Origin of the sequence: Spectribacter acetivorans (assembly GCF_031846305.1) — a bacterium.
In the GTDB taxonomy this organism is placed as follows: Bacteria; Pseudomonadota; Gammaproteobacteria; order Nevskiales; family Salinisphaeraceae; genus Spectribacter; species Spectribacter acetivorans.
In genome coordinates, this window is the sequence record NZ_JAVRHY010000001.1 from 129,222 (window position 1) to 154,965 (window position 25,744).

At 66.5% G+C, this 25,744-nt stretch carries 27 protein-coding genes; 17 read left to right on the top strand and 10 right to left on the bottom strand.

All coding sequences use genetic code 11. From position 1 onward, the window contains the following. Window positions 1-25 precede the first annotated feature (25 nt). The 13 genes from phoB (at window position 26) to tsaB (ending at window position 14,727) form a co-directional block, all read left to right on the top strand. On the top strand, window positions 26-721 hold the full coding sequence (phoB, locus tag RM531_RS00630) for a phosphate regulon transcriptional regulator PhoB (RefSeq protein ID WP_311656507.1): 696 nt from the start codon (window positions 26-28) through the stop codon (window positions 719-721). A gap of 18 nt (window positions 722-739) precedes the next feature. Next, entirely contained in the window at window positions 740-2,062 is a 1,323-nt protein-coding gene (gene phoR / locus RM531_RS00635; RefSeq protein ID WP_311656883.1) for a phosphate regulon sensor histidine kinase PhoR, read from the top strand. 167 nt (window positions 2,063-2,229) lie between these two features. Continuing rightward, on the top strand, window positions 2,230-3,648 hold the full coding sequence (locus RM531_RS00640) for an OprO/OprP family phosphate-selective porin (RefSeq protein WP_311656509.1): 1,419 nt from the start codon (window positions 2,230-2,232) through the stop codon (window positions 3,646-3,648). Window positions 3,649-3,704: 56 nt separating this feature from the next. Then, a complete protein-coding gene (gene phoU / locus RM531_RS00645; RefSeq protein WP_311656510.1) occupies window positions 3,705-4,442 on the top strand; it encodes a phosphate signaling complex protein PhoU in 738 nt (245 codons plus the stop codon). Window positions 4,443-4,641: 199 nt separating this feature from the next. Beyond that, the gene (locus tag RM531_RS00650; protein ID WP_311656511.1) at window positions 4,642-5,664 is read left to right on the top strand and encodes a PstS family phosphate ABC transporter substrate-binding protein; all 1,023 of its coding nucleotides are present in this window, start codon (window positions 4,642-4,644) and stop codon (window positions 5,662-5,664) included. 45 nt (window positions 5,665-5,709) lie between these two features. Further along, window positions 5,710-6,639, top strand: a complete 930-nt coding sequence (pstC, locus tag RM531_RS00655) for a phosphate ABC transporter permease subunit PstC (protein WP_311656513.1) — start codon at window positions 5,710-5,712, stop codon at window positions 6,637-6,639. Window positions 6,640-6,641: 2 nt separating this feature from the next. Continuing rightward, on the top strand, window positions 6,642-7,562 hold the full coding sequence (gene pstA, locus RM531_RS00660; protein WP_311656514.1) for a phosphate ABC transporter permease PstA: 921 nt from the start codon (window positions 6,642-6,644) through the stop codon (window positions 7,560-7,562). Between the two features lie 79 nt (window positions 7,563-7,641). Next, on the top strand, window positions 7,642-8,472 hold the full coding sequence (gene pstB / locus RM531_RS00665) for a phosphate ABC transporter ATP-binding protein PstB (protein WP_432280494.1): 831 nt from the start codon (window positions 7,642-7,644) through the stop codon (window positions 8,470-8,472). Window positions 8,473-8,485: 13 nt separating this feature from the next. Next, entirely contained in the window at window positions 8,486-9,184 is a 699-nt protein-coding gene (phoU, locus tag RM531_RS00670; RefSeq protein WP_311656517.1) for a phosphate signaling complex protein PhoU, read from the top strand. A gap of 83 nt (window positions 9,185-9,267) precedes the next feature. After that, window positions 9,268-11,613 carry a penicillin-binding protein 1B gene (gene mrcB, locus RM531_RS00675; RefSeq protein ID WP_311656519.1) on the top strand — a complete coding sequence of 782 codons (2,346 nt, stop codon included), beginning with the start codon at window positions 9,268-9,270 and terminating at the stop codon, window positions 11,611-11,613. Beyond that, window positions 11,610-12,146: a tetratricopeptide repeat protein gene (locus tag RM531_RS00680; RefSeq protein WP_311656521.1), complete on the top strand. Its 537-nt coding sequence runs from the start codon at window positions 11,610-11,612 to the stop codon at window positions 12,144-12,146. The genes mrcB and RM531_RS00680 overlap by 4 nt, the downstream gene beginning before the upstream one ends. Next, entirely contained in the window at window positions 12,143-14,056 is a 1,914-nt protein-coding gene (gene yoaA, locus RM531_RS00685; RefSeq protein ID WP_311656522.1) for a DNA repair helicase YoaA, read from the top strand. Before RM531_RS00680 ends, yoaA begins: the two co-directional genes overlap by 4 nt. Next, window positions 14,053-14,727, top strand: coding sequence for a tRNA (adenosine(37)-N6)-threonylcarbamoyltransferase complex dimerization subunit type 1 TsaB (tsaB, locus tag RM531_RS00690; protein WP_311656524.1), 675 nt, complete (start codon window positions 14,053-14,055; stop codon window positions 14,725-14,727). The genes yoaA and tsaB overlap by 4 nt, the downstream gene beginning before the upstream one ends. Before the next feature lie 314 nt (window positions 14,728-15,041). On the opposite strand, the gene RM531_RS00695 is transcribed toward tsaB, so the two are convergent. Further along, window positions 15,042-15,677, bottom strand: coding sequence for an arylesterase (locus RM531_RS00695; protein WP_311656526.1), 636 nt, complete (start codon window positions 15,675-15,677; stop codon window positions 15,042-15,044). On the opposite strand from RM531_RS00695, the gene RM531_RS00700 reads away from it, so the two are divergent. Beyond that, window positions 15,665-16,207 carry a gamma carbonic anhydrase family protein gene (locus RM531_RS00700; protein WP_311656528.1) on the top strand — a complete coding sequence of 181 codons (543 nt, stop codon included), beginning with the start codon at window positions 15,665-15,667 and terminating at the stop codon, window positions 16,205-16,207. The two genes, RM531_RS00695 and RM531_RS00700, sit on opposite strands and share 13 nt — an antisense overlap. On the opposite strand, the gene RM531_RS00705 is transcribed toward RM531_RS00700, so the two are convergent. The 3 genes from RM531_RS00705 to RM531_RS00715 form a co-directional block, all read right to left on the bottom strand. Beyond that, a complete protein-coding gene (locus RM531_RS00705) occupies window positions 16,183-16,935 on the bottom strand; it encodes a class I SAM-dependent methyltransferase (RefSeq protein ID WP_311656530.1) in 753 nt (250 codons plus the stop codon). The two genes, RM531_RS00700 and RM531_RS00705, sit on opposite strands and share 25 nt — an antisense overlap. A 22-nt stretch (window positions 16,936-16,957) precedes the next feature. Next, complete coding sequence (locus tag RM531_RS00710; RefSeq protein ID WP_311656531.1) at window positions 16,958-17,278, bottom strand: SCP2 sterol-binding domain-containing protein; 321 nt, start codon at window positions 17,276-17,278, stop codon at window positions 16,958-16,960. Between the two features lie 182 nt (window positions 17,279-17,460). Continuing rightward, a complete protein-coding gene (locus RM531_RS00715) occupies window positions 17,461-17,721 on the bottom strand; it encodes an ORF6N domain-containing protein (protein ID WP_311656532.1) in 261 nt (86 codons plus the stop codon). A 170-nt stretch (window positions 17,722-17,891) separates the two neighbouring features. Between RM531_RS00715 and RM531_RS00720 the strand changes: the two genes are divergently transcribed. The 3 genes from RM531_RS00720 (at window position 17,892) to RM531_RS00730 (ending at window position 19,981) form a co-directional block, all read left to right on the top strand. After that, a complete protein-coding gene (locus RM531_RS00720) occupies window positions 17,892-18,233 on the top strand; it encodes a type 1 pili tip component (protein WP_311656534.1) in 342 nt (113 codons plus the stop codon). A gap of 131 nt (window positions 18,234-18,364) precedes the next feature. Further along, window positions 18,365-18,871, top strand: a complete 507-nt coding sequence (locus RM531_RS00725; RefSeq protein ID WP_311656536.1) for a CoA pyrophosphatase — start codon at window positions 18,365-18,367, stop codon at window positions 18,869-18,871. A gap of 168 nt (window positions 18,872-19,039) precedes the next feature. Further along, complete coding sequence (locus tag RM531_RS00730) at window positions 19,040-19,981, top strand: DegV family protein (RefSeq protein ID WP_311656538.1); 942 nt, start codon at window positions 19,040-19,042, stop codon at window positions 19,979-19,981. Between the two features lie 2 nt (window positions 19,982-19,983). Here the strand turns inward: RM531_RS00730 and RM531_RS00735 are convergent, their stop codons facing one another. The 6 genes from RM531_RS00735 to RM531_RS00760 all read right to left on the bottom strand — a co-directional run bounded on the left by RM531_RS00735 (window position 19,984) and on the right by RM531_RS00760 (window position 25,720). After that, window positions 19,984-20,748: a slipin family protein gene (locus RM531_RS00735; RefSeq protein WP_311656540.1), complete on the bottom strand. Its 765-nt coding sequence runs from the start codon at window positions 20,746-20,748 to the stop codon at window positions 19,984-19,986. A 17-nt stretch (window positions 20,749-20,765) separates the two neighbouring features. Next, complete coding sequence (locus RM531_RS00740; protein WP_432280490.1) at window positions 20,766-22,184, bottom strand: NfeD family protein; 1,419 nt, start codon at window positions 22,182-22,184, stop codon at window positions 20,766-20,768. Beyond that, complete coding sequence (locus RM531_RS00745) at window positions 22,147-22,932, bottom strand: ParA family protein (protein WP_311656542.1); 786 nt, start codon at window positions 22,930-22,932, stop codon at window positions 22,147-22,149. The genes RM531_RS00740 and RM531_RS00745 overlap by 38 nt, the downstream gene beginning before the upstream one ends. Before the next feature lie 87 nt (window positions 22,933-23,019). Further along, window positions 23,020-23,778 (bottom strand): SIR2 family NAD-dependent protein deacylase, encoded by a 759-nt coding sequence (locus RM531_RS00750; RefSeq protein ID WP_311656543.1) that lies wholly within the window; start codon window positions 23,776-23,778, stop codon window positions 23,020-23,022. Continuing rightward, entirely contained in the window at window positions 23,775-24,092 is a 318-nt protein-coding gene (locus RM531_RS00755) for an EthD family reductase (protein ID WP_311656545.1), read from the bottom strand. The genes RM531_RS00750 and RM531_RS00755 overlap by 4 nt, the downstream gene beginning before the upstream one ends. Before the next feature lie 68 nt (window positions 24,093-24,160). Further along, the gene (locus tag RM531_RS00760; RefSeq protein ID WP_311656547.1) at window positions 24,161-25,720 is read right to left on the bottom strand and encodes a GNAT family N-acetyltransferase; all 1,560 of its coding nucleotides are present in this window, start codon (window positions 25,718-25,720) and stop codon (window positions 24,161-24,163) included. Between the last annotated feature and the right edge of the window lie 24 nt (window positions 25,721-25,744).

Genomic DNA, 25,744 nt, shown 5'->3' on the forward strand with positions numbered 1-25,744 from the left:
AAGAAAGCGCATGACGAAGCTAACCATGCAGCACAAGCATATTCTGGTCGTCGAAGACGAAGCGCCCATCCGGGACATGATCCGTTTCGGACTGGAACGGGCGGAGTTCCACGTCCACGAGGCCGAGGACGCGCAGTCCGCCCGGCTGGCGATCGCGGACCAGCGGCCCGATCTGATCCTCATGGACTGGATGCTGCCCGGCGTGTCCGGCGCGGAGTTCGTGCGCGAACTGCGCCGCGAGTCACTGAGTAGCGCCATTCCGGTGATCATGGTCACCGCCAGGGTCGAGGAGGATGACCGGGTTCGCGGCCTCAACATCGGTTGCGACGATTATGTCGTCAAACCGTTTTCCTCCTCCGAACTGGTGGCCCGGGTGCGGGCGGTGCTGCGCCGCACGCTGCCCGGCGGCGAGGCCGAAACCCTGGAAGTGGACGGGCTGCGGCTCGATGGGGCCAGTCAGCGGGTCTCCGCCGGCGACGATCCGGTGCGTCTGGGTCCCACCGAATACCGGCTCCTGCGCTTTTTCATGAGCAATCCGGAACGGGTATATTCCCGGGAACAGATGCTGGACCGCGTGTGGGGGCAGAATGTGTTCGTCGAAGAGCGCACCGTGGACGTGCACATTCGCCGGCTGCGCAAGGCGCTGGCACCGTTCGGCTTTGATCGCTTCATCCAGACCGTGCGCGGTAGTGGCTACCGCTTTTCCAGCCGGGCGGGATGACCCGTATCTGACGTGAATATGCGGTCGGCCGCGGTGGTATCCGCCTGGCGCCGGGAGGTGCTGGTGCTGGCGGTCTGGCTGGCGGCCTGGACGCTGATCGGGGCCGCCTTCGGTTACGCCCTGTGGGCGGCCTTCAGCGGATTGGCGGTGTATCTGCTGATGCACCTGGCCTATACCAATCGGCTGCATCGCTGGCTGGTCAACGACGATCGTGAGCCGCCCGAAGGGCTGGGGGTCTGGCAGGACATCTTCGTCGAGTTCAACCGGCTCAAGCAGCGCAACCGCAAGCGCAAGAAGCGGCTCAAGAGCATCGTCAACGAATTCCAGGCCTCCACCGCGGCGCTGCCGGACGGGGCCGTGGTGCTGGACGGGCAGGGGCGCATCGTCTGGTTCAACCAGGCGGCGGCGGCGCTGGTCGGACTGCGCGCCCCCCAGGACCTGGGTCAGCGCATCGCGAATCTGGTGCGCCACCCGCGGTTTTCCACGCTGATCAACGCCCCCGACGCGCAACCCGGCGAAGTCGAGGTGCCGTCGCCGATCAGCGAGCACGGCATCCTGATGCTGCGCATCATCCCGTATGGCAACGGTCAGCGGCTGCTGATTGCCCGCGACGTGAGCGAGCAAAAGCGCATGGAGGCCACGCGCCGCGACTTCGTGGCCAACGCCTCGCACGAGCTGCGCACCCCGCTAACCGTGTTGCGCGGTTACCTGGAAATGATGGAAGAGGAAACCGGCAAGGCCGGGGCGCTGGAACAGTGGCAGGCGCCGGTGCGGGAAATGGGTCAGCAGGCCCTTCGCATGAGCCGCATCATCGAGAGCCTGCTGCGGCTGGCCCGGGTGGAGGCGGAGGGCTTGCAGCAACGCCAGGAAGTGGTGGACATGGCTGCGCTGATCGAGCGGCTGGTGGCCGATGCCCGCCGTCGCGACACCGCCGGTCTCCGCTTCGAAACCGAACTCCAGGCCGGTCTGTCATTGTTCGGACGGCCGGGCGAGCTGGAGAGCGTGGCCGGCAACCTGATCGCCAATGCGGTGCAGTACACCCCGGCGGGCGGCGAGATTGCCGTGCGCTGGTGGCTGGAAGCGGACACGGTCAATCTGTCGGTCAGCGACACCGGCATCGGTATCGATCAACGGCACCTGCCGCGTCTGACCGAGCGTTTCTATCGGGTGGATGCGGCCCGCTCCACCGCCACCGGCGGCACCGGGCTTGGCCTTGCCATCGTCAAGCATTGCCTGGAGCACCACGAGGCGGAACTGTCGGTGGACAGCGAACCGGGTGTCGGTTCCACCTTCATCTGCCGCTTTCCGCGTCAGCGCGCGCACGTCGCCAACGCCGCCTGAGCGGTTCCCGTATTGCATTCCGGCGGCGGGTCGAAACCGGGCCGCCCGCATTGTCGTGCGTGTCTGTCATAAAACGGTCATATATCTGTCACAAACTCGCGCCTCCATTTCGGGCGGCCCGCGCTATCCGGCGACCGGCGTCCCCCCGACGAGACGAGGTCAGGCGAATGAATACGGGAATCACGTGGCGATCCATCCGGCTGATGGTGGCTGCATCCCTGATGACTGCCGGGGCTGCCATGGCTGCCGGTGGCGATGACGGGGCGCTGGATCTCTACATGGATACCGAGACCAAGCAGATTTTCGCCGAACCGGGACCGGGCCGGGTCGGGCTGGGGCGATTCCGACCGGTGGACGAGCACGCCGCGAACGACGCCGAGGGCGAGGGCGGCGAGGCAACAGTCGCCGCCGAGCCCGGCGATAGCGCCCTGGAACTCACCGACGAAAGCGGCGAGTTCTCGATGGCACCCGGCGGCCGCCTGCACGCCCAGTACAGCTACCAGGATGATGATCTGACCCGCAACGGCCCGCCGGTGGATGCCGCCAGCGGCACGGACATCCGCCGCGCCCGGTTCAACATGTCGGGCAACCTGGGCGAGGATTTCGAGTACCTCACCGAGTTCGATTTCGCCGGCAACGACATCGCCATTACCGACGTGTTTCTGGTCTACACCGGATTCGATCCGCTGGAAATCACGCTGGGCCACCAGAAGCACGCCATCAGCATGGAGCTGCAGGAAAGTTCCAACGACATCATGTTCACCGAGCGCTCGCTGCTCAACGCGCTGACTGACACGCTGTTCGACCGGGCCATCGGCATCAACGCCAAGGGGTCGGGCCGCGACTGGTCGGCCCAGATCGGCCTGTATGGGGACTCCGCTGCCCCGAACGATCGCGACCAGGAATCCGACGAGGGCCACGGACTGGGATCGCGCCTGACGTATGCGCCGATCAACGACGTCGGCCGGGTGCTGCATCTGGGGGCCTATGGCGGCGTGCGCGAGCCCGCCGACAGCGGCCGCATCAACAACGAGTCCCCGGCCTTCAATGCCGATATCACGAATTTCTCCAACGTGGCGCTGACCGATACCGGCCCGATCGACGCCATCGACCGCGCCACTATCGCCGGCCTGGAACTGGCCGCCGTGGCTGGTCCCTGGTCATTGCAGGGCGAGTATGCGGAAGTCGGTGTCTCCCGCGACAACGGCCTGCCCAGCCTCGATTTCTCCGGCTATTACCTGCAGATGGGCTGGGTGCTGACCGGGGAATCGCGCCGCTACAAGGGCAGCGATGGGGAATTCAAGCGCTTGCAGCCGCGGCATGCCTTCAGTCCCGACGACGGCCACTGGGGTGCCTGGGAACTGGCGCTGCGCTTCGACGAGCACGATCTTAGCGACCGTGATGTCATCGGCGGTGAACAGAGTCGCGCGAGTCTGGCGCTGAACTGGTACATGAATGACTATGTACGCCTGATGCTCGACTACAACCGGATTCTCGATGTCGAGGATTCGCCACTGCGGGATATCGAAGGCGGGCAGCCCGACGACCTGAATGTATTCACCTTCCGCACCCAGTTCGCCTTCTGACGCAGGGGCAACTGGTAAACTCGCTCGTCAGATCGCGTATTCAGAGGATTATCGGCGTGGACAAGGTCAGCCTCGACAAACACACCTCGAAGCAGTTCGACGAGGACCTGGAGGACGTGCGCGAGCACGTGCTCAATATGGGTGGTCTGGTCGAACAGCAGGTGACCAATGCCGTGCGCGCCCTGGTGGAAGGCGACGGCGAGCTGGGCGAAGCGGTGGCCCGCGGCGATTTCGAGGTCAACCGCCTGGAAGTCGAGATCGACGAGGAGTGCACCCGCATTCTCGCCCGCCGCCAGCCGCAGGCCGGTGATCTGCGCCTGGTCACCGCCATCATCAAGACCATTACCGACCTCGAACGCATCGGCGACGAGGCGGAGAAGATCGGACGGCTGGCGGCCCAGCTGTCCAGCCAGGTGACACCGCGCGGCGCGTTCCAGCAGATCGAGCTGCTGGGCCGGCACGTGCGCTCCATGGTCAACGATGCCCTGAACGCCTTTGCCCGCATCGACGCGGATGTGGCGTTGTCTGTCTCCAAGGAAGATCAGCAGGTCGATCGCGAGTACGAATCGATCATGCGCGAGTGCATCACTTTCATGATGGAAGACCCGCGCACCATCCGGCAGATGCTCGACGTGCTGTGGGCGGTACGGGCACTGGAACGTATCGGCGATCACGCCACCAACATCGGCGAATACGTGATCTATTTCGTGCACGGGCAGGACGTGCGCCACACCACACTGGAGGCCATGGAACGGGAAGTTCTCGCGGCCAAGGAGCGGCGGCGCCCGCTGTGAGGCGGGCGGTCACCACCATGTCACGGGACTGTCATCATCCATCGTTACCTTGCCGGAAACATCAGCCGGCAGGCGTCTTGGCGCGGATGCACCCGGGATTTCTCTTGTCATCCAACGGTCACGAGCCCGCTGGCCACTGACGGTCAGGCGGCCACGGATTGTCTTGAATCAATCGAATCGAAGTCAGGAGTCAACACGCATGTCGGCGAATCTTCATACCCGTTTCCTGAGCGCCGCGATGGCGGCCTCGCTGGTAGCCCTTGCTGGCTGCGGCGACGGCGGCAGCGGTGGCATGGACACGGTCAAGGTGGACGGGTCCTCCACCGTGTTTCCGGTGATCGAGGCGGTCGCCGAGGAATTCCAGAAGGATAATCGTGGTACCTATCGTGTGACTGTCGGCGTGTCCGGGACCGGCGGCGGTTTCAAGAAATTCTGTCGCGGCGAGACCGACCTGTCGGACGCGTCGCGCCCGATCAGTGAATCCGAGCGCGAGGACTGCGCGGCCAATGGCATCGAGTTCATCGAACTGCCGGTGGCCCTGGATGCGTTGACCGTGGTGGTACATCCGGATAACGACTGGGTAGCCTGCATCAAGCCGTCCGAGCTCAAGACCATGTGGGAGCCGGCTGCCCAGGACGAGGTCACCAACTGGCAGCAGATTCGAGACGACTTCCCCGACCGCAAGCTGACGCTTTACGGCCCGGGCACGGATTCGGGCACGTACGATTACTTCACCGAGGCGGTGATGCACGACAGCGGCGCTTCGCGCGGCGACTTCACCGCCAGCGAGGACGACAACGTCGTGGTGCAGGGCGTGGCCAACGACGTCAACGCCCTGGGCTACTTCGGGCTGGCCTACTACGAGGAAAACCGTGAGCGTCTCAAGGCGCTTACGGTCGAGAACAGCGATGGCGAGTGCATCGGCCCGTCGCTGGAGAACGCCAAGAGCGGCGTCTACAACCCGTTGTCGCGCCCGCTGTTCGTCTATGCCCGGGTATCGTCGCTTGATGAAAGCGAAGCCGTACGCCAGTTCGTCGAGTTCATGCTCGACGCCGAGCGCGCACCCACGCTGGTCAAGGAAGTGGGTTACGTGCCGCTGCCGGCCGAGGCTTACGAGCTGGCCCGCGAGAACGTCACCGAACGCCGCACCGGCACCGCGTTTGCGGACGGGGCGCAGGTGGGCGTGTCGATCGAGGACCTGCTCAAGGCCGAAAAGCGCTAGTCGCTCATTAGCGGACGGGTCCGCAAACGAGGGGATGGAAACCACGTGGCAGTAACCGGAGAACGGATATCGCTGCAGCCCAGCGAGGCATTCCTGCGCCGCCGCCGGCTGGTGGATCGGGGGGTGCGCTGGCTGCTGTTTGCCGCGGCGAGCCTGTCGGTGTTCGTCACCGTGGCAATCGTCTACATCCTGGTGTCCGAATCGGTGGTGTTCTTCGCCAACGTCTCGATCGTGGAGTTCCTGACATCGACGTCCTGGACGCCGCTGTTCACCAACGCGAATTACGGCATCTGGCCGCTGCTGACCGCCACCATGGTAGTGGCGGGCATCGCGCTGCTGGTTGCGATTCCGGCGGGAACCCTGCTGGCGGTCTACCTGAGTGAATATGCCGACAGCCGCGTGCGCGAGATCATCAAGCCGTTCCTGGAGCTGCTTGAGGGCGTGCCCACCGTGGTTTACGGCTACTTCGCGCTGCTGTTCGTCACGCCGCTGTTGCAGACCTTCATTCCCGGCCTGTCCGGCTTCAACATGCTGGCGCCGGGGCTGGTGATGGGCGTCATGATCCTGCCCTACGTGACGTCGGTTTCCGAGGATGCGATGCGGGCGGTTCCGAACCAGCTGCGCGAGGGCGCTTACGGGCTCGGCTTCACCCGCTGGCAGACGGCCCGCAAGGTAGTGATTCCGGGCGCGTTCTCGGGCATTACCGCCGCTTATATCCTGGGCATGTCGCGGGCGGTGGGGGAAACCATGGTGGTGGCCATTGCCGCCGGCCAGAACCCCAAGTTCACGCTCGATCCCACCGAAGGTGCGGCGACCATCACCGCCTACATCGTGCAGGTCAGCCTGGGCGATCTGCCGCACGGCTCGATCGGGTACCAGACCATCTTCGCCGCCGGCCTGACGCTGTTCGTGATCACGCTCAGCTTCAACGTGCTGGGCTTCTATCTGCGCCGGCGCTTCCGCGAGGTCTACTGATTATGGTCGACGCCGTACGTGATATCGACTACGAAGGCCTGATCCGGCGCAACCGTCGCTGGGACCTGATCTGCGCCGGCGCGGGTCTGGTGGTGTTGATGGTGGCGGTGCTCACCCTGCTGGCCCTGATTCTGGATCTGGCGGTGACCGGGGCGCGCGTTATCGACTGGGACTTTCTCACCAGCTATCCCTCCCGCAACGCCGGCGAGGCGGGCATCCTTTCCGCCTGGGTGGGAACCACCGCGGTGATGATCGTCACCGCCTTCCTGTCCATTCCGCTGGGCGTGATGGCTGGCCTGTATCTCGAGGAATATGCCCCGCGCAACTGGTTGACCGACCTGATCGAGATCAACGTCACCAACCTGGCAGGCGTGCCGTCGATCATCTACGGCCTGCTGGCACTGGGTCTGTTCGTTTACGGCCTGAATCTGGGGCAGACCATTCTGGTGGCAGGCATGGTGCTGGCATTGCTGATTCTGCCGGTGATCATCGTGTCCACCCGCGAGGCCATTCGCAGCATTCCGCAGGAAACCCGCGAAGCCTCCTATGGGCTGGGTGCCGACCAGTGGCAGACGGTGCGCCTGTGCGTGCTGCCCGCGGCCCGGCCCGGCATTCTCACCGGCGCCATCGTGGGGCTGTCACGCGCCATCGGCGAGACCGCACCGGTGATCACCATCGGCGCGCTGACCTTTATCGCGTTCCTGCCGCCGTCGCCTGTGCAGAGCGGATTCCCGTTCCTGAGTTTCGAATGGCTGAATACCCCTTTCACCGTCATGCCCATCCAGATGTTCAACTGGGTGTCGCGGCCGCAGGCCGAGTTCCACGTCACCGCCGCCGGCACCGGTGTGGTGCTGCTGGCGATGACGCTGCTGATGAATGCCGTGGCCGTCTACATCCGTTACCGCGTTCGCCGTCAGCGGTGACGCGAACGCGTCGGCGTGTCTGCAATACTTTCGCGATGGAGTCGAGATGAGCGCACCGAGCACACAAGAGGCAACCGCCATGGATAATCCGGACCAGCAGGCGACCGCCGAGGCCGAAGCACCCGCAGCGGGCGACGCGACTTCGTCACAGCGCTGCCGCGCGGAGGTGCGGGATCTGAGCTTCTGGTACGGCGAATTCCAGGCGCTGTCGGGGATTTCCCTGCCGGTGCTGGACCGGCAGATCACTGCGCTGATCGGCGCGTCCGGCTGCGGCAAGTCGACCTTCCTGCGCTGTTTCAACCGGATGCATGACCTGTATCCGGGCAATCATTACCAGGGCGAGATCAATCTCCAGCCGGAGAACGTCAACATCATCAGCACCGGTGTCAGCGCCATGTGGGTGCGGCTGCACGTGGGCATGGTGTTCCAGAAGCCCAATCCGTTTCCGAAGTCGATCTACGACAACGTCGCCAGCGGGCTGCAGATTCGCGGCATCCGCAAGCGCGCGGTGGTGGACGACGCGGTGGAGCGCTCGCTCAAGCAGGCGGCGCTCTGGGACGAGGTCAAGGATCGGCTCACTACCCCGGCGCTTGACCTGTCGGGCGGCCAGCAGCAGCGGCTGTGCATCGCACGTGCGCTGGCAACCGAGCCGGAACTGCTGCTGCTGGACGAGCCCACATCGGCACTGGACCCGATTGCCACCGCCAAGATCGAGGATCTGATCACCGATCTGCGCAGCGAAATCACGGTGCTGATCGTGACCCACAATATGCAGCAGGCGGCCCGCATTTCGGACTACACGGCCTTCATGCATCTGGGTGAACTGGTGGAGTACGACGAAACCGACACCATCTTCACGTCGCCCAGCTCCGAGCGCACCAGCGACTACATTACCGGCCGCTTCGGCTGAGTCGGGGGCTGTCTTGGCCCAGAACCACACTTTCAAGGGCTTCGACGAGGCCCTGGACAGCCTGCGGGCCGATATTCGCGGCATGGGCGAGAAGGCGCTGGTGGCCGTCGATGCCGCGGTGGCGGCCCTTGCCGCGCACGACCGGGCGGGCGCCGAGGCGGTGATCGCCGGGGATCGCGACATCGACCTGATGCAGTTCGGCGTGGACGATGCGCTGCTGCACGCCCTGACCGAACACGCGGCGGTAGCCGGAGACCTGCGGGAAATCCTGGTGGCTGGCCGGATGGCTGCCGACCTCGAACGCATCGGGGACCATGCCGGCAGTATTGCCAAGCGGGTGCTGTTGCTGCGGGGGCCGCTGGAACCCGCATCCCTGTTCCAGATCAGGCGCCTGTACGATCGGGCGCGCGAACTGCTCACCGGCGTGATGGCGGCCTACGTCCGCCGTGACAGCGAGGCGGCGCGGGAACTCTGGGCCAGCGATGCGGCGCTGGATGGTCTGTATCGACAGCTGTTCGAGTCGCTCATGGACGACCGCCACGCCGGCGGCCACGATGCGACCGTGGCCACGCACCTGATGTTCGTGGCCAAGAGCGTGGAACGCATCGGCGATCACGCCACCAACATCGCCGAGGAAATCGTCTTTCTGACCACGGGCGAGCGGGTGACCGACCCGCGTCCCAAGCAGGACCTGGTCGGACACCGGCGCTGAACGACTTCCGCGCGGGGCGGGGTCGCCCATCTGGTAAACTCGCGTTTTCGCCGCCTCGCCCACCCGCGTCAGACGATTCCTCATTGGCCCGATCCCGTCGTAAATCCCCGGCACGAGGGCGTCGCCGCTGGCTGATCCCGGTAGCGGTGCTGCTGTGCGCGGTCATGGCCGTGGCCGCGCTCTATACCGTCTATCTCGATGTGCAGGTCCGGGGCCGCTTCGAAGGCGCCCGCTGGACGTTGCCCGCCAAGGTGTATGCCGACCCGGTCGAGCTGTACATCGGCCAGGAAGCCACACCGGCTTCCGTGGTCTCTGACCTTGCGCGACAGGGTTACCGGCGGGATCAGGATATCGACGCCGCCGGCACCTTCCGCGCGGGTGGATCCAGTGTCGACCTACATACCCGCGCCTTCGACTTCTGGGACGGGCACCAGCCCGACCGCCGATTGCGGCTGGCCTTCCGCGGTGGCCGCATCCAGTCGCTGACCGCGCTGGACGACGGCGACGATCCGGCGCTGATGCGGCTCGATCCGATGCTCATCGGCAGCATCTATCCATCCGGCAAGGGCGAGGACCGCATCCTGGTCAAGCTGGGGGAGGTGCCCCCCATGCTGCCGGCGGGTCTGATCATGGTGGAAGACCGCAACTTCATGGACCACTTCGGCGTGTCGCCCAAGGCGATCCTGCGGGCCGCGGTGGCCAACCTGCGGGCCGGCGGGGTGGTGCAGGGCGGGTCCACCATCACCCAGCAGCTGGTCAAGAATTTTTATCTGACCAACCAGCAGACCCTGGTGCGCAAGGCCAAGGAAGCCATGATGGCGATCCTGCTGGACGCCCACTACGACAAGGAAGCCATTCTCGAGGCCTACCTCAACGAGGTGTATCTCGGGCAGGAGGGTGGCCGCGCGATCCACGGTTTCGGCCTGGCCAGCTACTTCTACTTCGCCAAGCCGGTGGAGGAGTTGCAGGCCCACGAAATCGCGCTGCTGGTGGCGATGGTCAAGGGGCCCAGCTACTACGACCCTCGGCGCCATCCCGACCGGGCCGAATCCCGCCGCAATCTGGTGCTGGACATCTTCGAGGAGTCGGGTTTTCTCGATAGCGAAGCGGCGGTGGCCGCCCGGGGGCGGCCGCTGGGCGTCACGGATGCCGGCAGCCGCGGCACCAGTCAATATCCGGCCTTCATCGACCTGGTGCGCCGCCAGCTGAAGGGCCAGTACAAGGACGAGGACCTCACCGAGGAAGGTCTGCGCATCTTCACCACGCTGGATCCGGACGTCCAGACTGCGGCCCACGAACAGGTGGCGAACGGCCTGGAAGCGCTGGAACGCAGTCAGGGTGTTGACGGTGGCGAACTCCAGGCCGCCGCGGTGGTGACCTCGGTCGAGGGCGGTCGCATTCTGGCGCTGGTGGGTGGGCGTCAGGCCCGTGGTGCCGGCTTCAACCGGGCCCTGGACGCACAGCGCCCGATTGGTTCGCTGGCCAAGCCGGCGGTCTACCTGACCGCCCTCGACCAGCCGCGCCAGTATCATCTGCTTACGCCGCTGGACGACCGGCCCCTGCGGGTGGAACTGGCCAACGGCGATGTCTGGGAACCGGCCAACTACGACAATCAGTCCCACGGCGCCGCGGTGCCGTTGTACGAGGCGCTGACCAAGAGCTATAACGTGGCCACCGCCCGTCTGGCGGTTGATCTGGGCCTGCCGTCAGTGGTGGAAACGCTGAAGGCGCTGGGCTATCCCGGTGACCCGATCCCGGTGCCGGCGCTGGCGCTGGGGGCGGTGGAAATGTCGCCGCTGGAAGTAGCCCAGATCTACAACACGCTGGCAGCGGGCGGCTATTACACGCCGCTGCTGGCGATCCGGGCGGTCACCACGCGCCAGGGAGAACCGCTCAATCGCTACCCCCTGCAGTTGCGCCGTGCGTTCGACGAACAGTCGGTGTACCTGCTCAACTGGATTCTGCAGCGAGTGCCGCGTGAAGGCACCGCCCGCTCGGCCTATCTGACCCTGCCGGATCGGTTGCAGGTGGCCGGAAAGACCGGCACCACCAACGAACTGCGCGACAGCTGGTTCGCCGGCTACGGCGGTGACCGGGTCGGGGTGGTCTGGGTTGGCCGCGACGACAACCAGCCCACCCGTTTCAGCGGTGCCACCGGCGCCCTGCAGCTCTGGTCTCGCATGATGCGCGATATCGAACCGACCAGTTTTCAACCGGCCCGTCCGGAGGGCATTCAGACTCTGCCGGTCCGGCTGTCCGCGCCGGACGACCGCCGTCCGGTCGGCCGCGACTGCGATCAGGCGGTCCAGGTGCCGTTCATGGCCGGTTTCGTGCCGGAAGGCCTGGCGCCCTGCGATGCCCCGGCTGCGCCCGATGCCGAACCGGCCGACGATCGTGATTCCAACTGGTTCCTGGATCTGTTCCGATGAGGCGATTGCTCCTGCCGCTGGCGGTGTCGATGGGGATGCTCTGGCTCGCCGGCTGCGCCCCGCGAGCCGCCTATCCGCCGCCGCCACCCCCGGATTCGCAGGACACGGCGGAGCCGTCGCCGTCGGACGACCAGTCCGCGGAACCGTCGCAGACGTCCGACGCGCCCGCCGAGCCGGCGCCCACGCTGACGGAGGTCAGCGGCCCGGCCGTGGTGGCATTGCTGGATTCCAGTGAACAGCTTGCCCGCGCCGGCAATCCCGATCGCGCCGCCGCCGCCGCCGAGCGGGCGCTTGACGTCGAACCTCGCAATCCCTTCGTGTATCAGCGGCTGGCTGCCCTCTACCTGGATCAGGGCCAGCCCGAGCAGGCGGAAACCTTTGCCCGCAAGTCCAACAGCCTGGCCGGGCGCAATCCACCGCTGCGCGCGTCCAACTGGCGGTTGATCGCCGAGGCCCGACGGGCCCGGGGCGATACCGTCGGCGCTGATGCGGCGCTCAGCCGCGCGGATTACTACGCCGGCCAGTCGCTGTGACCACGGCCGACCTGTTCGCCGCCGACGGACCGTTGGCGGCGCAGCTGTCGGGTTATGCGCCTAGGGCGGTCCAGGTGGCCATGGCCGAGGCGGTGGCCGCAGCCATCCGGACCGACGATCGGCTGGTGGTGGAGGCGGGTACCGGCACCGGCAAGACGCTGGCGTACCTGTTGCCGGCGCTGGCGGCCGGGGGCAAGGTGATTGTCTCCACGGCCACCCGCCATCTGCAGGAGCAGATCTACGCCAACGACATCCCGGTGGTCACGGAAGCGCTCGGCATACGACCGCGGGTGCGCCTGCTCAAGGGCCGGGCCAATTATCTCTGCCGGCATCGGCTGGCGCTGACTGAAGCCGGCGGCGATCTGCGCAGCCCCGCATTGCGGACCCGGCTACGCGGGGTGCGCGACTGGTCGATGCGAACCCGCACCGGCGATCTGAGCGAGATCGGCGATGTCGACGACGGTTCGCCGCTGTGGCCGCGGGTGTCCTCGACGGTGGACAACTGCCTGGGCACCGAATGCCCCGAATTCGAGGACTGCTGGGTGGTGGCGGCGCGCCGCGCGGCCCAGTCGGCCGAGGTGGTCATCGTCAATCATCATCTGCTGTTCGCGGACCTGACGCTGCGTGAGCAGGGATTCGGGGAACTCCTGCCCGGCGCCGATACGGTGATTCTCGACGAGGCCCATCGCCTGCCCGATATCGCCGGGCAGTTCTTCGGCCACAGCCTGTCCAGCCGGCGGGTGCGGGACGTGATCCGGGACGGGCATGCCGAGGCGAAGGCTGTCGGCGGAGACATGCCGGCGCTGACCGCGGCTCTGGAAGAACTGGGCGCGGCCGAGGGTGAGGTCAATGACGGCTTCGCCCAGACCGACACCACGCTAGCCTGGCAGGCGTTTGCGGCACGGCGCGGGGCCGAGGCGGCGGCGGGCAGGCTGGTGGCGGCGCTGAATGGCCTGGCCGACGCGCTGGCGGACGTGGCGGAACGGGCCGATGCGCTGGCGGCGCTGGGTCATCGTGTCGCCGAGCTGGGCGAGCGGGGCGAGGCGCTGCTGCGGGAATCGGAAGCCGAGGTTCGCTGGGTGGAACGGCGGGGCAGCGGCTGGTTCTGGCATGCCACGCCGCTGGATGTGGCCGCGCCGTTCGAGCGGGCCCTGCAGGCACACACCGGGTCCTGGGTGTTCACCTCCGCCACCCTCAGCGTCAATGGGTCGCTGGATTATTTTGCCGGTCGGCTGGGCCTTGATGATGCCACCAAGCACGTGTTCGACAGCCCCTTCGACTACCGCAACAACAGCCTGCTTTATCTGCCCGCCTCGATGCCGTTGCCCAGCGACGGTAGCTTCGATGCCGCATTCGCCGGACAGGTTCTGGGACTGGTCGAGGCCAGTCAGGGCGGGGCATTCGTGCTTTGTACCAGTTTCCGGTCCCTGCATGCGGTGGCCGGCCGCCTGCGTCAGGAAGGTGTGGGACCGCTGCTGGTCCAGGGGGAGCAGGGCCGCGCGGCATTGCTGGCCGACTTCCGTGATCATGGCGACGCCGTGCTGGTGGGCACCGGCAGCTTCTGGGAAGGCGTGGATGTTCGCGGGCCGGCCCTGCGGCTGGTGATCATCGATCGGCTGCCATTCGCCTCGCCCTCGGACCCGGTGCTGGCGGCGCGGGTCGATGCCATGCGTCAACGTGGCGAAGCGCCGTTCCCCGATTACCAGGTACCGCAGGCGGTGATTGCGCTCAAGCAGGGCGTCGGCCGGCTGATCCGGGATCACGCCGACCGGGGGCTGCTGGCGATCTGCGATCCGCGTCTGACCAGCAAGGGCTATGGCCGGATATTCCTGTCCAGCCTGCCGGATCTGCCGATCACCCGGTCGCGCGACGAGGCCGAGGCCTTCCTGCGGGCGGCGGTGCCGGCGTGAGAATTCTGGCGCTGGATGCCGCCACCCAGGCCTGCTCGGCGGCGTTGATCGGGCCGGATCTGGCTCTGTCCCGGTTCGAAGTCGCCCCGCGCCGGCATGCCGACCTGCTATTGCCCATGGCCGAGGAACTGCTGGCCGAGGCCGGCTGGTCGCTCCACGACCTGGACGCCCTGGCGTTCGGCCGCGGGCCCGGCGCCTTTACCGGCTTGCGGATTGCGACCGGCCTGATCCAGGGCCTGGCGCTGGGGGCGGACCTGCCGGTGGTCGGTATTTCCGATCTCGCGGCCCTGGCCGCCGGGGCGCGGCGTACCACGGGCATCGAGCGCTGTCTGGTGGTCAACGACGCCCGCATGCAGGAGGTCTACTGGGCCGCCTACGATGTCAGCGACGCGGACGAACCGCGGTGTTTCGGCGAGGAACAGGTCGCGCCGCCGACCGCGGTAGCCGCCCCGACAGGCGACTGGCATCCGGCCGGCAACGGCTGGGCCGCCTATCCGGACGCGCTGGCGGCGGTGCAGGCCGCGGCGGCGGGTCCGGTAGCCGTAATCCACCCCCACGCGCTGGATATCGCCCGGCTCGCAGCCCCACGGGTAGCCCGCGGCGAGGCCGGATCGGCGGCGGATGCCGTCCCCGTCTATGTGCGTGATCAGGTGGCGCGAAAGCCGGCCTGACGACGATGGCGGCACCCGCTCAGCGCGTTCGGCAGTTGCCGGGGCAGGGCATTGCATGACGCTGTAGGGCGCGATTCATCGCGCCTGCCTGATTGATCCTTTTCGACATCGCGGCGTGGCGGCATGAATGCCGCCCTACGTCGGGTTCTTCTCCGCAAGCCGGTTTAATAACGTCGCTGATGCGGTTCGGTAGGGCGCGATTCATCGCGCCTGATTGATCCGCCTCGATATCGCGGAATGGCGGCATGAATGCCGCCCTGCGTCGGGTTCCTGTCCGCGAGTGGCCGCGGCGGCCGCGTGTCGACGATAAACAGTCAGGGCAGGGCGCCGGCCTCGCGCAACCGTGCCGCCACCGCCTCGGCCAGCTCGGCGTAACCGGCCGCGTTGGCATGGACGCGGTCGGACTTCAGCTCGGCATCCCGCAGAATCCGGTTGAGCTCGCCCGACAGTTGCGGTACCTCGTAACGTTCGGCCAGATCGGCATACAGCGCATGATCGCCGCCCAGCAGCGTCAGTTCCGGGACGGCGATGAGCAGCACCGGAATATCGCGCTTTCGCAGGGTGTCGAGCATGGCGGCGAGATCGGCCCGGGTTGCCGCCGGGTCCCGCTTGCGCAGGAAGTCGTTGCCGCCCAGACAGAGCAGTACGAGATCCGGCCGGTGCTGGTCCAGTGTCCCGGGCAGCCGTTGCCGGCCCTCGGCGGTGGTCTCGCCCGGCACCCCGGCATTGATCACGCGCCGGCCGATCAATGCCTGCAGGCGGGTCGGATAGGCCTTGTCACCAGTGGTGCCGGTGCCATGAGTCAGGCTGTCGCCGAAGGCCAGCACCGTGGCATCGCCAGCCAGCATCGGCAGCGACGGTGAGTCGCTGCAGCCGGCCAGTACCAGCGCCAGCAGCAGCGGTTGCAATAATGCGGTGGGGAAACGATAGTGGCGCAATGATCTACTCACTCGGTGACAAGACGCCGGTACTCCCGGCGGACGGGGATTACTACATTGCCGACAATGCCACGGTGATCGGCGATGTGGTACTTGAAAAGGGCGCCAGCGTCTGGTTTCAGGCGGTGATCCGCGGTGATTGTGATCGCATCGTGATCGGCGAGGAAAGCAACATCCAGGACGGGGCGGTGATTCACACCGATCCGGGCATCCAGGTCCACGTCGGACGCGGTGTCACGGTGGGCCACCAGGCCATGCTGCACGGCTGCGAGATCGGCGAGAACAGCCTGATCGGCATCCAGGCGCTGATCCTCAATGGGGCGAAGGTGGGGTGCAACTGCCTGATCGGCGCCCAGGCGCTGATTCCGGAAAACGCCGACATTCCCGACAACAGTCTGGTCCTGGGCTCGCCCGGCAAGGTCAAGCGGGAACTCGAGGATAGCCATATCGAGATGCTGCGCCACGGGGCCGAGCATTACGTGGAAAACGGTCGGCGTTTTCGCGAGCAGCTGCGGATCTACGACCCGGAAGCCGGCAGGTAGACGTCGAAGCGGGCGCGGCCACCCCGAACCTGGTGGTCGGGCGGTGCCAGCGCCGGACTGCGCGGATGGTGCTTCATCGCCACCCGCAGACCGGTGGCGCGGGCAGCTTCGAGCAGGGCACCGGCATCCGGGTCGTCCCCCACCACCCGACGGAGCATCTGCAGATCACGCTTGGGCAGGGCCGAGCGTTGCTCGCCGCCGAACATCGGGTCCAGATAGATGGCGTCGAATTCCGACGCCATCAGCTCTTTCAGCCGCGCCGGCGCCTCATCGACCGCAATGCCGCACCAGCCGCCGATCCAGGCCGCGCCGGCGGTGGCGGCGCGTTCCACGGCATCCGCCACCAGTGCGGCCACGATCGGTGAGCGTTCGATCGCGCTGACCCGGCAACCCAGCCGCAGCAGATGCGCGCTGTCCCGGCCCAGACCGCAGGTGGCGTCCAGGATGCGCGGGGTGGCGATACCCCGCAGGCCCAGTGCCCTGGCAATCAGGGCACGGCGCCCCTCCCGGGCGCGTCGATCCAGCCCGGCGTCCAGCCAGTCGGCGCGCAGGCCCTGCCAGGGCATGTCCGCCACGCGCAGTTCCAGGCCGGCGGCGGTCAGCGCCAGATAAATGCCGCTGGCCGGCGGCTCGGCCAGGGTTTCGGCCGGCATCCGGCCGGCCAGCCGTTCCGTCAGTACGGCCAGCCGGCTCGGGTCGACGCCGGGCTCGGCCCACAGGCCGATCACGCCGGGCCGGGCGGACGACGGATTACTGGAGTCGATTCGCGTCGAACAGCGAGGTGAGCTTCTGCGCGAGCATGATGTCGCCGTCCACCTGCAGTTTGCCGGTCATGAAGGCGGTCATGCCGTTGAGTTCACCGGTGAGCAGGGCCACCAGGTCGTCGTCATCCATGCGCAGGGTGACGTCGGCGTTGTCGGTCTCGCCTTCCTGTACCTGACAGCTGCCGTTGTCGATGACCATGTGCATGGGCGTGGAAATGGCGTACTGGACGGTGGCGCTCATGTCGCCGGCGGCGCTGGCATCGAACGCCTGCGGCATCATCTCGATCAGGGCCTTGGCATTACTCATCGTTCGTCTCCCCTTGGTTGGCGTGCAATACGTGGATGCGTGAAAGCGCCATATCATCCATGCCCGCAGGGTGGTTGACTACAGGTAACGACGATATTCGGAAAATTGTCTTTTACGATGGGCGCTTGGAACGCCCGGCTTCAGAGCGCATGCCGGGATTACCGGCGGGATTGCGCGGGGGCTCAGCCTTCCATGAAGTCGACGACCGCGTTGTAGCCGCTCTCGGTGAGCAGGACCGCATTGACGCTGCTGGCGTAGAGCCGGCCCGCGGTGCGCAGTCGTTCGATCTCGCGATGATCCTGCTCGGCACTGAGGTAGTAGAAGTCACGCCCCTCGTCGAAGCCGTCCTTGAGCTGCTTGAAGGCCAGAAACGCCGTGCCCTTGGTCGATCCGTTCGCCTCGTCGATTTCCTTGAGGCTCCAGGTTTTTTCGGCTTTGATCATGAACGGATGAGGGCGATGGCCGGGCGAGGCAGAGACCGGCAAGCTATCACCGGCTCCCGGGAGGGTCAATCGCCACCGCCGGCGGCGTGACGCGGTCGTCTTGAGTCTTTATAGTCAACTGATCAGATTGGTTTTTTAGCCAACGGGTGAAGACGAGCCAAGAGGACGCAATGAAAGTCACCGAACTGATCGAGCACTGGCGGGCCGGGGATGGCGAGCCCCGCGCGGCGCGGGAATACCGCTTGCGGCTGCCGGTTTACGATGCCGCCAAGGTTGCCGCGCTGACCGAGCTGTTTCCCGGGCTGACCGAGGAGCGCATTCTCACCGACCTGCTGTCGGCCGCGCTCGACGATCTCAGCGCCTCGTTCGCCTACGTCGAGGGTGACGATGTGGTGGCGCGGGACGAGGAGGGCGACCCCATCTACGCCGATGCCGGCCTCACGCCGCGCTTCCACGAAGCGGCGCGGCGGCATGCGGACGCGCTCAAGCGGGAAACGGAAGGCTCGTCATAACCGTCGCGACCCGTCATCCGCTGATCGAACGCCTCGCTGCCGCCCTTCGCTCGACCCATCTGGCCGCCCCGCGGGCCCTGGTCGACCTCGGGCTGCCGTCGGCGGCGGCGCATATTCTGGATGAATCCGTCATGGCCGGGCTGCGGCCGGCGGCGGTGCTGGTCCCGGTGGTGGAACGGGCCGAAGGCCCGCGCGTGATTTTGACCCAGCGCACCGATGAACTGCGGCATCACCCCGGCCAGATCAGCCTGCCGGGCGGCCGGGCCGAGGCGGGGGACGCCGATGCGGTGGCCACCGCCCTGCGGGAGACGCGAGAGGAAATCGATATCTGCGGGACGCAGGTGGACGTGATCGGTTTTCTGGATGACTACCCCACCACCACGGGCTTTCGGGTAACGCCGGTGGTCGGCTGTCTGCCCGAGGATTGTCGCTATCAGGCCGACGGCCGGGAGGTGGCCGAGATCTTCGAGGTGCCGCTTGCGCGGCTGCTGGATGTGGGCAGCTACGACCGGCGCTGGTTCGATCGCGACGGGCTGCGTCTGCCGTATTACGCGCTGACCCACGAGCACCGTTTCATCTGGGGCGTCACCGCGGGCATTCTGCATCACATGGCTCAGCGGCTGTCCGCGCCGGGCTGACGGCTGACCGACTATGCGCCGGGACAAGTTCATGCTTTCAACGGCTTAGGCAGCGAGGCCCGTCGCCCCGGTGGAATGTTTCGGGCTAGACTGTCGACACCGGCGCGACACACGCATCGCGCAGCCAACCGTGAACCGGGTCAACCCGGCGTGCGAAAGGGGGAGAGGATGCGAATCGGACTGGTCGTGGACTCGGGCTGTGATCTGCCGCGGTCGTTCATCGACGAACACAACATCCTGGTTCTGCCGATCTCGATCCGGATCGGCGATGAGCTGTTCGTGGATGAGCGGGACCCGGACCGAACCACGGAATTCTACCGCCGGCAGGCGCTGGACAAGAGCCAGGATGCCGAGACCGTGCCGTTCTCGATGGAACAGATCCGGGACCTGTTTCTGAACAAGGTGGTCACCAACTACGACTACGCCCTGGTGCAAACCATCGCCCAGAGCCGCAGCCCCATCTTCCAGAACGCCACCGACGCCTCGCATGCCATTCTTCGGGCCTACAAGCCGGTGCGCAAGGCCGCCGGGGTGGAAGGGCCGTTCGCCCTGCGGGTGATCGACAGCCAGTCCCTGTTCGCCGGCCAGGCCGCACTGGCGGTGGAGACCGTGCGGTTGATCGAATCGGGCGTCAAGGTCAACGAACTTCGCCAGCGGGTCGAGGAACTGGCCACCAAGGCGCATGGTTTCGGCACCTTTCCCGATCTCTACTACGTGCGCGAACGGGCCCGCAAGAAGGGCGACAACAGCATCAGCTGGCTGGGGGCCTTCATGGGGTCGGCGCTGGATATCAAGCCGATTCTCTGCGGCCGCCACGATCAGACCTTCCCGGTGGCCAAGGTCCGGCATTTCGATGCGGCGGTGGCGCGCATCTTCGATTACACCGTCAAGCGCATCGAGCGTGGCCTGCTCGCTCCCACCGTGTGCGTGAGTTATGCCGGGGACGCCGAGGCGATCAAGCAGATGCCGGGTTACGACCGTTTCGTGCAGGCCGCCCGCGCCCACGACGTGCAGGTGATGACCTCGATGATGGCCACCACCGGCGGCGTGAATCTCGGCCCGGGCGCCCTGGTGGTGGGGTTTCTCGCCGAGCCCGAGGAATTCGAATAGGGCTACAGGTCGTTGCCCTTGCCGGCGGCTTCCATCAGCGGCTTGATCAGGTCCATCGGCAGCGGGAACACGATGGTGGAATTGTGCTCCCCGGCGATGTCCACCAGGGTCTGCAGATAGCGTAGCTGAATCGCCTGCGGCTGTTCGGAGAGCGTGCGTGCGGCCTCCTGGAGGTTCTGCGCGGCCTGCATCTCGCCTTCCGCGTGAATCACCTTGGCTCGCCGCGAGCGTTCTGCCTCGGCCTGACGGGCGATTGCGCGGATCATGCTTTCGTCCAGGTCCACATGCTTGATCTCGACATTGGCCACCTTGATGCCCCAGGCATCGGAATGCTTGTCCAGAATGGCCTGGATATCCGCGTTCAGCTTGTCGCGCTCGGCCAGCATGTCATCCAGATCGTGCTGACCCAGCACCGAGCGCAGCGTGGTCTGGGCCAGCTGACTGACTGCGTCGTAGTAGTGCTCGACCTCGATGATGGCCTTGTCCGGATCGACCACCCGGAAATACACCACCGCATTGACCTGTACCGACACGTTGTCGCGCGAAATGACGTCCTGGGTGGGCACGTCCATCACCACTACCCGCAGATCCACCTTGATCATCTTCTGGATGAAGGGGATCAGCAGGATCAGGCCCGGCCCCTTGACCCCGGTGAACCGGCCCAGCGTGAACACCACCCCGCGCTCGTACTCGGGCAGGATCTTGATCGCGCTGAACAGGATGAACAGGATCAGCGCGATGAGAATGATGCCGAAATTGAAGAACATGGCGTTGACTCCTGAAGTTAGTTGGGACGTCTCTGGTCGGGGGCGACCGACACCACCAGGCCATCCACCCCGGTGACGGTCACGCGCTGGCCGGCCCGGATCGGCGTGGTGGTGGTGGCCTGCCAGCTTTCCCCGTGCAGCAGGACCCACCCGCGCTGGTCGAAATCCTCGCTGGCCTCGGCGCTGGCCCCGATCAGGCCTTCGCGGCCGGTGACCACGCGTTCCCGGCGGGAACGGGCGAACAGGTAGACGATCATGAACATCAGCAGGGCGGCCGCCGTGGCGGTGGCGCCGATGATGGCCAGGGGAATCTCGTAACCGGGCACACCGGTATCCATCAGCATGATCGAGCCGACCACGAAGCCGACGACACCACCCAGGCCCAGAATGCCGAAGCTCGGGGCGAAGGCCTCGGCTACCATCAGGGCAACACCCAGCGCCAGCAGTGCCAGGCCGGCGAAATTCACCGGCAGGATCTGGAAGGCGAACAGCGCTACCAGCAGGCAGATGCCACCCACCGTGCCCGGCACCAGCGCGCCGGGGTTGTAGCCCTCCAGGATCAGCCCGTAGATGCCGATCATCATCAGGATGTAGGCCACCGTGGGGTTGGTGATGATGCCCAGTAACCGGTCCCGCCAGTCCGGTTCGCGGTTGTCGATGGCGGCGTCGGCCGTGGCCAGGGTGACCGTGCCGGTGCTGGTGGTGACCTCGCGGCCATCGATGTCTGCCAGCAGTGCCTGGCGGCTGTCCGCCACCAGGTCGATCACGTTCTGTTCCAGCGCGGTGCTGGCGGTCAGGCTCACGCCCTCGCGTACCGCCTGCTCGGCCCAGTCCGCGTTGCGGCCGCGCTGTTCCGCCAGACCGCGGAGGTAGGCCACCGCGTCGTTGACGACCTTGCGGCGCTTGGCGGTATCCGAATCGGCAGCCGGGGCCTCGCCCTCCGCCGATTCGTCTTCCTTGCCGCTCTCGGGCGCCGGTTCGCCGCCCGGCATCGGCCCACCGCCGCCCATCTGCACGGGGGTGGCGGCCCCCAGATTGGTCGCGGGTGCCATGGCGGCGATGTGGCTGGCGTAAAGGATGTAAGTGCCGGCACTGGCCGCCCGCGCACCCCCGGGCGTGACGTAGCCGGTCACCGGCACCGGCGAGGCCAGGATGGCCTGGACAATCTCCCGCATGGCGGTGTCCAGCCCGCCGGGGGTGTCGATGGTCAGGAGCACCATCGGCGCATTGTCCGTTGCCGCCTGCGCCAGGCCGCTGGTGACGTAGTTGCTGGTGGCCGGGCCGATCGGCCCCTCGATGCGCAGCTCGATCACCTGGGCTGCGACCGTCGCCGGGGCCAGCCAGGCCAGGGCCAGCAGACCAGCGGCCAGTCGCGGCAGCACGGCCGCCGCGGCCCGTCTAGCGGCGTTTGCCACCCCGTTTCCTGCCGAGGGCATCGTAGAGCTCGGCGTACTGCTTGCTGACCTTGTGGCTGGGCGCGAAGTACACCAGCGGCACCGAGGCCTCGTGGGACTCCCGTACCTTGATCGAACTGGTGATGGCGGTGTCGAGCAGTGGATGGCCTTCCTCCTTGAGCTCCGCGATCAGGCGGGCCGGCAGCTTGGCCTGGGTCTGGAACTGGTTGACCACGATGCCGTCGACGCTCAGTTCCGGATTGTGATCATCCTTGATCTCGGCAATGGTGTCGAACAGGTTGTAGAGGGCCTGGCGGGCGAAATCGTCGCAGTCGAAGGGGATCAGGCAGTGGCTGGCCGCGATCAGGGCTGACTGCGAGTAGAAATTGAGCGCCGGCGGGGTGTCGAAGTAGATCGCGTCATAACCCTCTAGGGTTTCCAGCGCCTGCCGCAGCTTGTAGATCTTGTGCTTGGCCTCGAGCTTGACCCGCAGTTCTTCCAGGTCCGGATGGGCGGCCATGACCGACAGGTTGTCGAATGGTGTCGGCGTGATGAATGGTTGAAGATCATTGCTTTGCCGCCCCTTCTTCAACGTGTTTTCGAAGAAGTCCGCAGTGCCGGCCTCGGCCTGGGCCTCCCCGGACGAAAGCAGGTACTGGCTGGCGTTGCACTGGGCATCGAGATCGACCACGAGGGTCTTGCGGCCCCGGCTGGCGCTGATCGCGGCGAGGTTGCAGACGATGGTGGTCTTGCCCACGCCGCCTTTCTGATTGAACACCACCCGGCGCATGGCTGACGCTCCTGCGGATTGGTTGATTGACGGCTCGATGTTAGCCATTCCGCCGGGAAGCGTCGAGCGACGATGTCGCCGGCAGGCTCAATCGGGCAGGTCGAGGGCGTCACACAGGGTTGCCAGGGCGACATCGGCCGCGGCACGGCTTCGGGCCGTGACGGCGGTGCTCAGGGGCGTGTCGTCGGGATTGATCTCCACCACCGTGCGGCCGAGGGCCAGCGCCTGCTCGGGCAGGGCGGCCGCCGGATAGACCAGCCCCGACGTACCGGCAACGAGCACCACATCCGCCCGCTCCACGGCCGCCACGGCGGCATCAAGCGCCTCGCCCGGCAGGGTTTCGCCGAACCACACCACATCCGGCCGCACCGGCCCCCCGCACGCGGGGCAGACCGGCGGCTGCGGGTGTTCATCCGGGGCGGCAACCGTCTCCTGGTGACCGCAGCGCCGATGACAGCGCTGGCGCCAGATATTGCCGTGCAGTGCGGCGACCCGCGCGCCGGCCCGTTCATGCAGGCCGTCCACGTTCTGGGTAATGACGCGGCAGTCAGCGAGATGCCGCTGCAGCCGCGCGATGGCTCGGTGAGCGCCGTTGGGCTCGGCCCGCGCGATCAGTGACCGCCGCCATTGATACCACTGCCAGACGCGGCCCGGATCGGCGGCAAAGGCTTCCGGCGTGGCCAGTTCCTCCGGCCGGAACTGCGCCCACAGGCCGGTCTGGGCCTCACGGAAGGTGGGAATGCCGGAGGCCGCCGACACCCCGGCGCCGGTGAGCACCGCCACGGTGTCCGCGGCGGCGATCTCGGCGACCAGGGCCGGCGGCCAGTCGGCCGCGAATGCGGTCACCCGCCGTCGACGATTTCCGCGATCTGCAGCTGGGGCTGGATGTCGGTGTAGTTGGGGATATCCGCCAGGATCGTGTCGCCCTCGGCGTCAAAGGCGGACTGGAAATCCTGGATCGATTCGAAATACAGATGCGCGGCGGCCACGAACGGGGGCGGGCCGCCATCCCCGCCGGCCAGGCCCTTGTCATTCTCGGCTCGGACCATGCCGCGGACGCCGAGTCGGTCCCGCACCAGTGCCATGTGGTGGTTGCGATAGTAATCGTGGTCGAAGCGGGCGCCTTCCGTATGCGGATAGACAGCAGATACGCGAATCATGGGGTCTCCTCCTCGTTGTGTTCGCTCAGCCTAGGCGATGTGGGCGGTCCGGGCCAACCGGCCTCACGCTAACGCAACCGTGAGCGCGGCGGCTTCCACTGCACGCGGTAGAGGTCGTGACGCCGGTCCAGCAGGTTCTGCACCGTGCCGCTGGTGCGGGAATCGCGCAGGATATCCAGACGCAGGTCGGCGATCGCCACCATTTCCACGTTCGGGGTGGTATCGGCGGCCACCCCGTCGCGGGCGAACGGGAAATCGCAGGGCGTGATGATGGCGCTCTGGGCGTAGTGGATATCCATGGCGTGGATGCGGGGCAGATTGCCGACGTTGCCCGCGGTGGCCACGTAAATCTGGTTTTCCACCGCCCGGGCGTGCGAGCAGTAGCGCACCCGCAGATAGCCGCTGCGGTCCTCGGTGGAGAAGGGCACGAATAGCAGGTTGATGCCCTGGTTGGTCAGGTGCCGGGCGAGTTCCGGGAACTCGCTGTCGTAGCAGACCAGCACGCCGATGGGGCCGCAGTCGGTCTCGATGGCGTTGAGCGAGTCGCCGCCGCGGATGTTCCACCAGTAGCGTTCGCCCGGGGTTGGATGAATCTTGGGCTGGCGGTACTCGGAGCCGTCGCGCAGGTAGATGTAGCCCATGTTCTGCAGCTGGTCGCCCACCCAGCTGGGATGGGAGCCGGCGATGATGTTGATGTTATAGCGCACCGCCAGATCCTGCATGATCTCGCGGAACGGCACTTCGTAGTCAGCCAGTTGCTGGATCGCCTCGCGGTGTTCCAGCTCCTCGTTGTTGATGGACAGCAACTGGACCGTGAACAGTTCGGGAAACACCACGAAATCGCAGCGATTGTCGGCCACTTCCCGCACGAAATAGGTGGCGATCTGGCGGAACTCGTCCAGTGAACTGATCTGGCGCTGCAGGTACTGGACGGTGGCCACCCGCACCGTGACCGGCATCTGCAGATGCACGTGGCTGTCCCCCGGCACCGGCTGGCGATTCTCGTGCTCGGGATTGCGCCAGATCAGGTGGGCGGCATAGCCCATCGAGGGCTTGTCATCCGGCATGTAATCCGGAAGCACGCCAAGCACTTCGAAGCCGTTGTTGAGCTGGAACGTGAGTACGGCATCACGCCAGCGCCGGGCCGTGACATGATCCACGTATTCCTGCGCGCTGCCGGCCTTCTTGAAGCGCCGGCGCAGGCCCGGCAGGCGGCCGCCGAACACCACCCCCTTGAGCCCCAGCTTGCGGCACAGGGCAAAGCGTTCCCGGTACAGGCGCTGGGCGATGCGCATGCCGCGGAAGTCCGGGTCCACGCAGACTTCGTAGCCGTACAGGTAGTCGCCGTCACTGTCGTGGGTGGAACCGTAGCCGTTGCCGGTGATCTCGGCCCAGGTGTGCGGGGCCAGCACCTGCTCCTCGGGCAGGCACAGGGTGGCGCAGTAGCCCACCACCTTGCCCTCGTACTCGGCCACCAGCTGCCCTTCCGGGAAGTTGTTGATCTGACCGCGCAGCTCGTCACGGGTATAGGCGGCCATGCCGGGATAGGCCTTGGTGGTCACCGCCCGGATCGCCGACAGGTCGGCGATCGCGGCAGCGCGCACGATCATGCGGGACGACTGGGTCATGCTCGGATCAATCGGGTAGGCGAA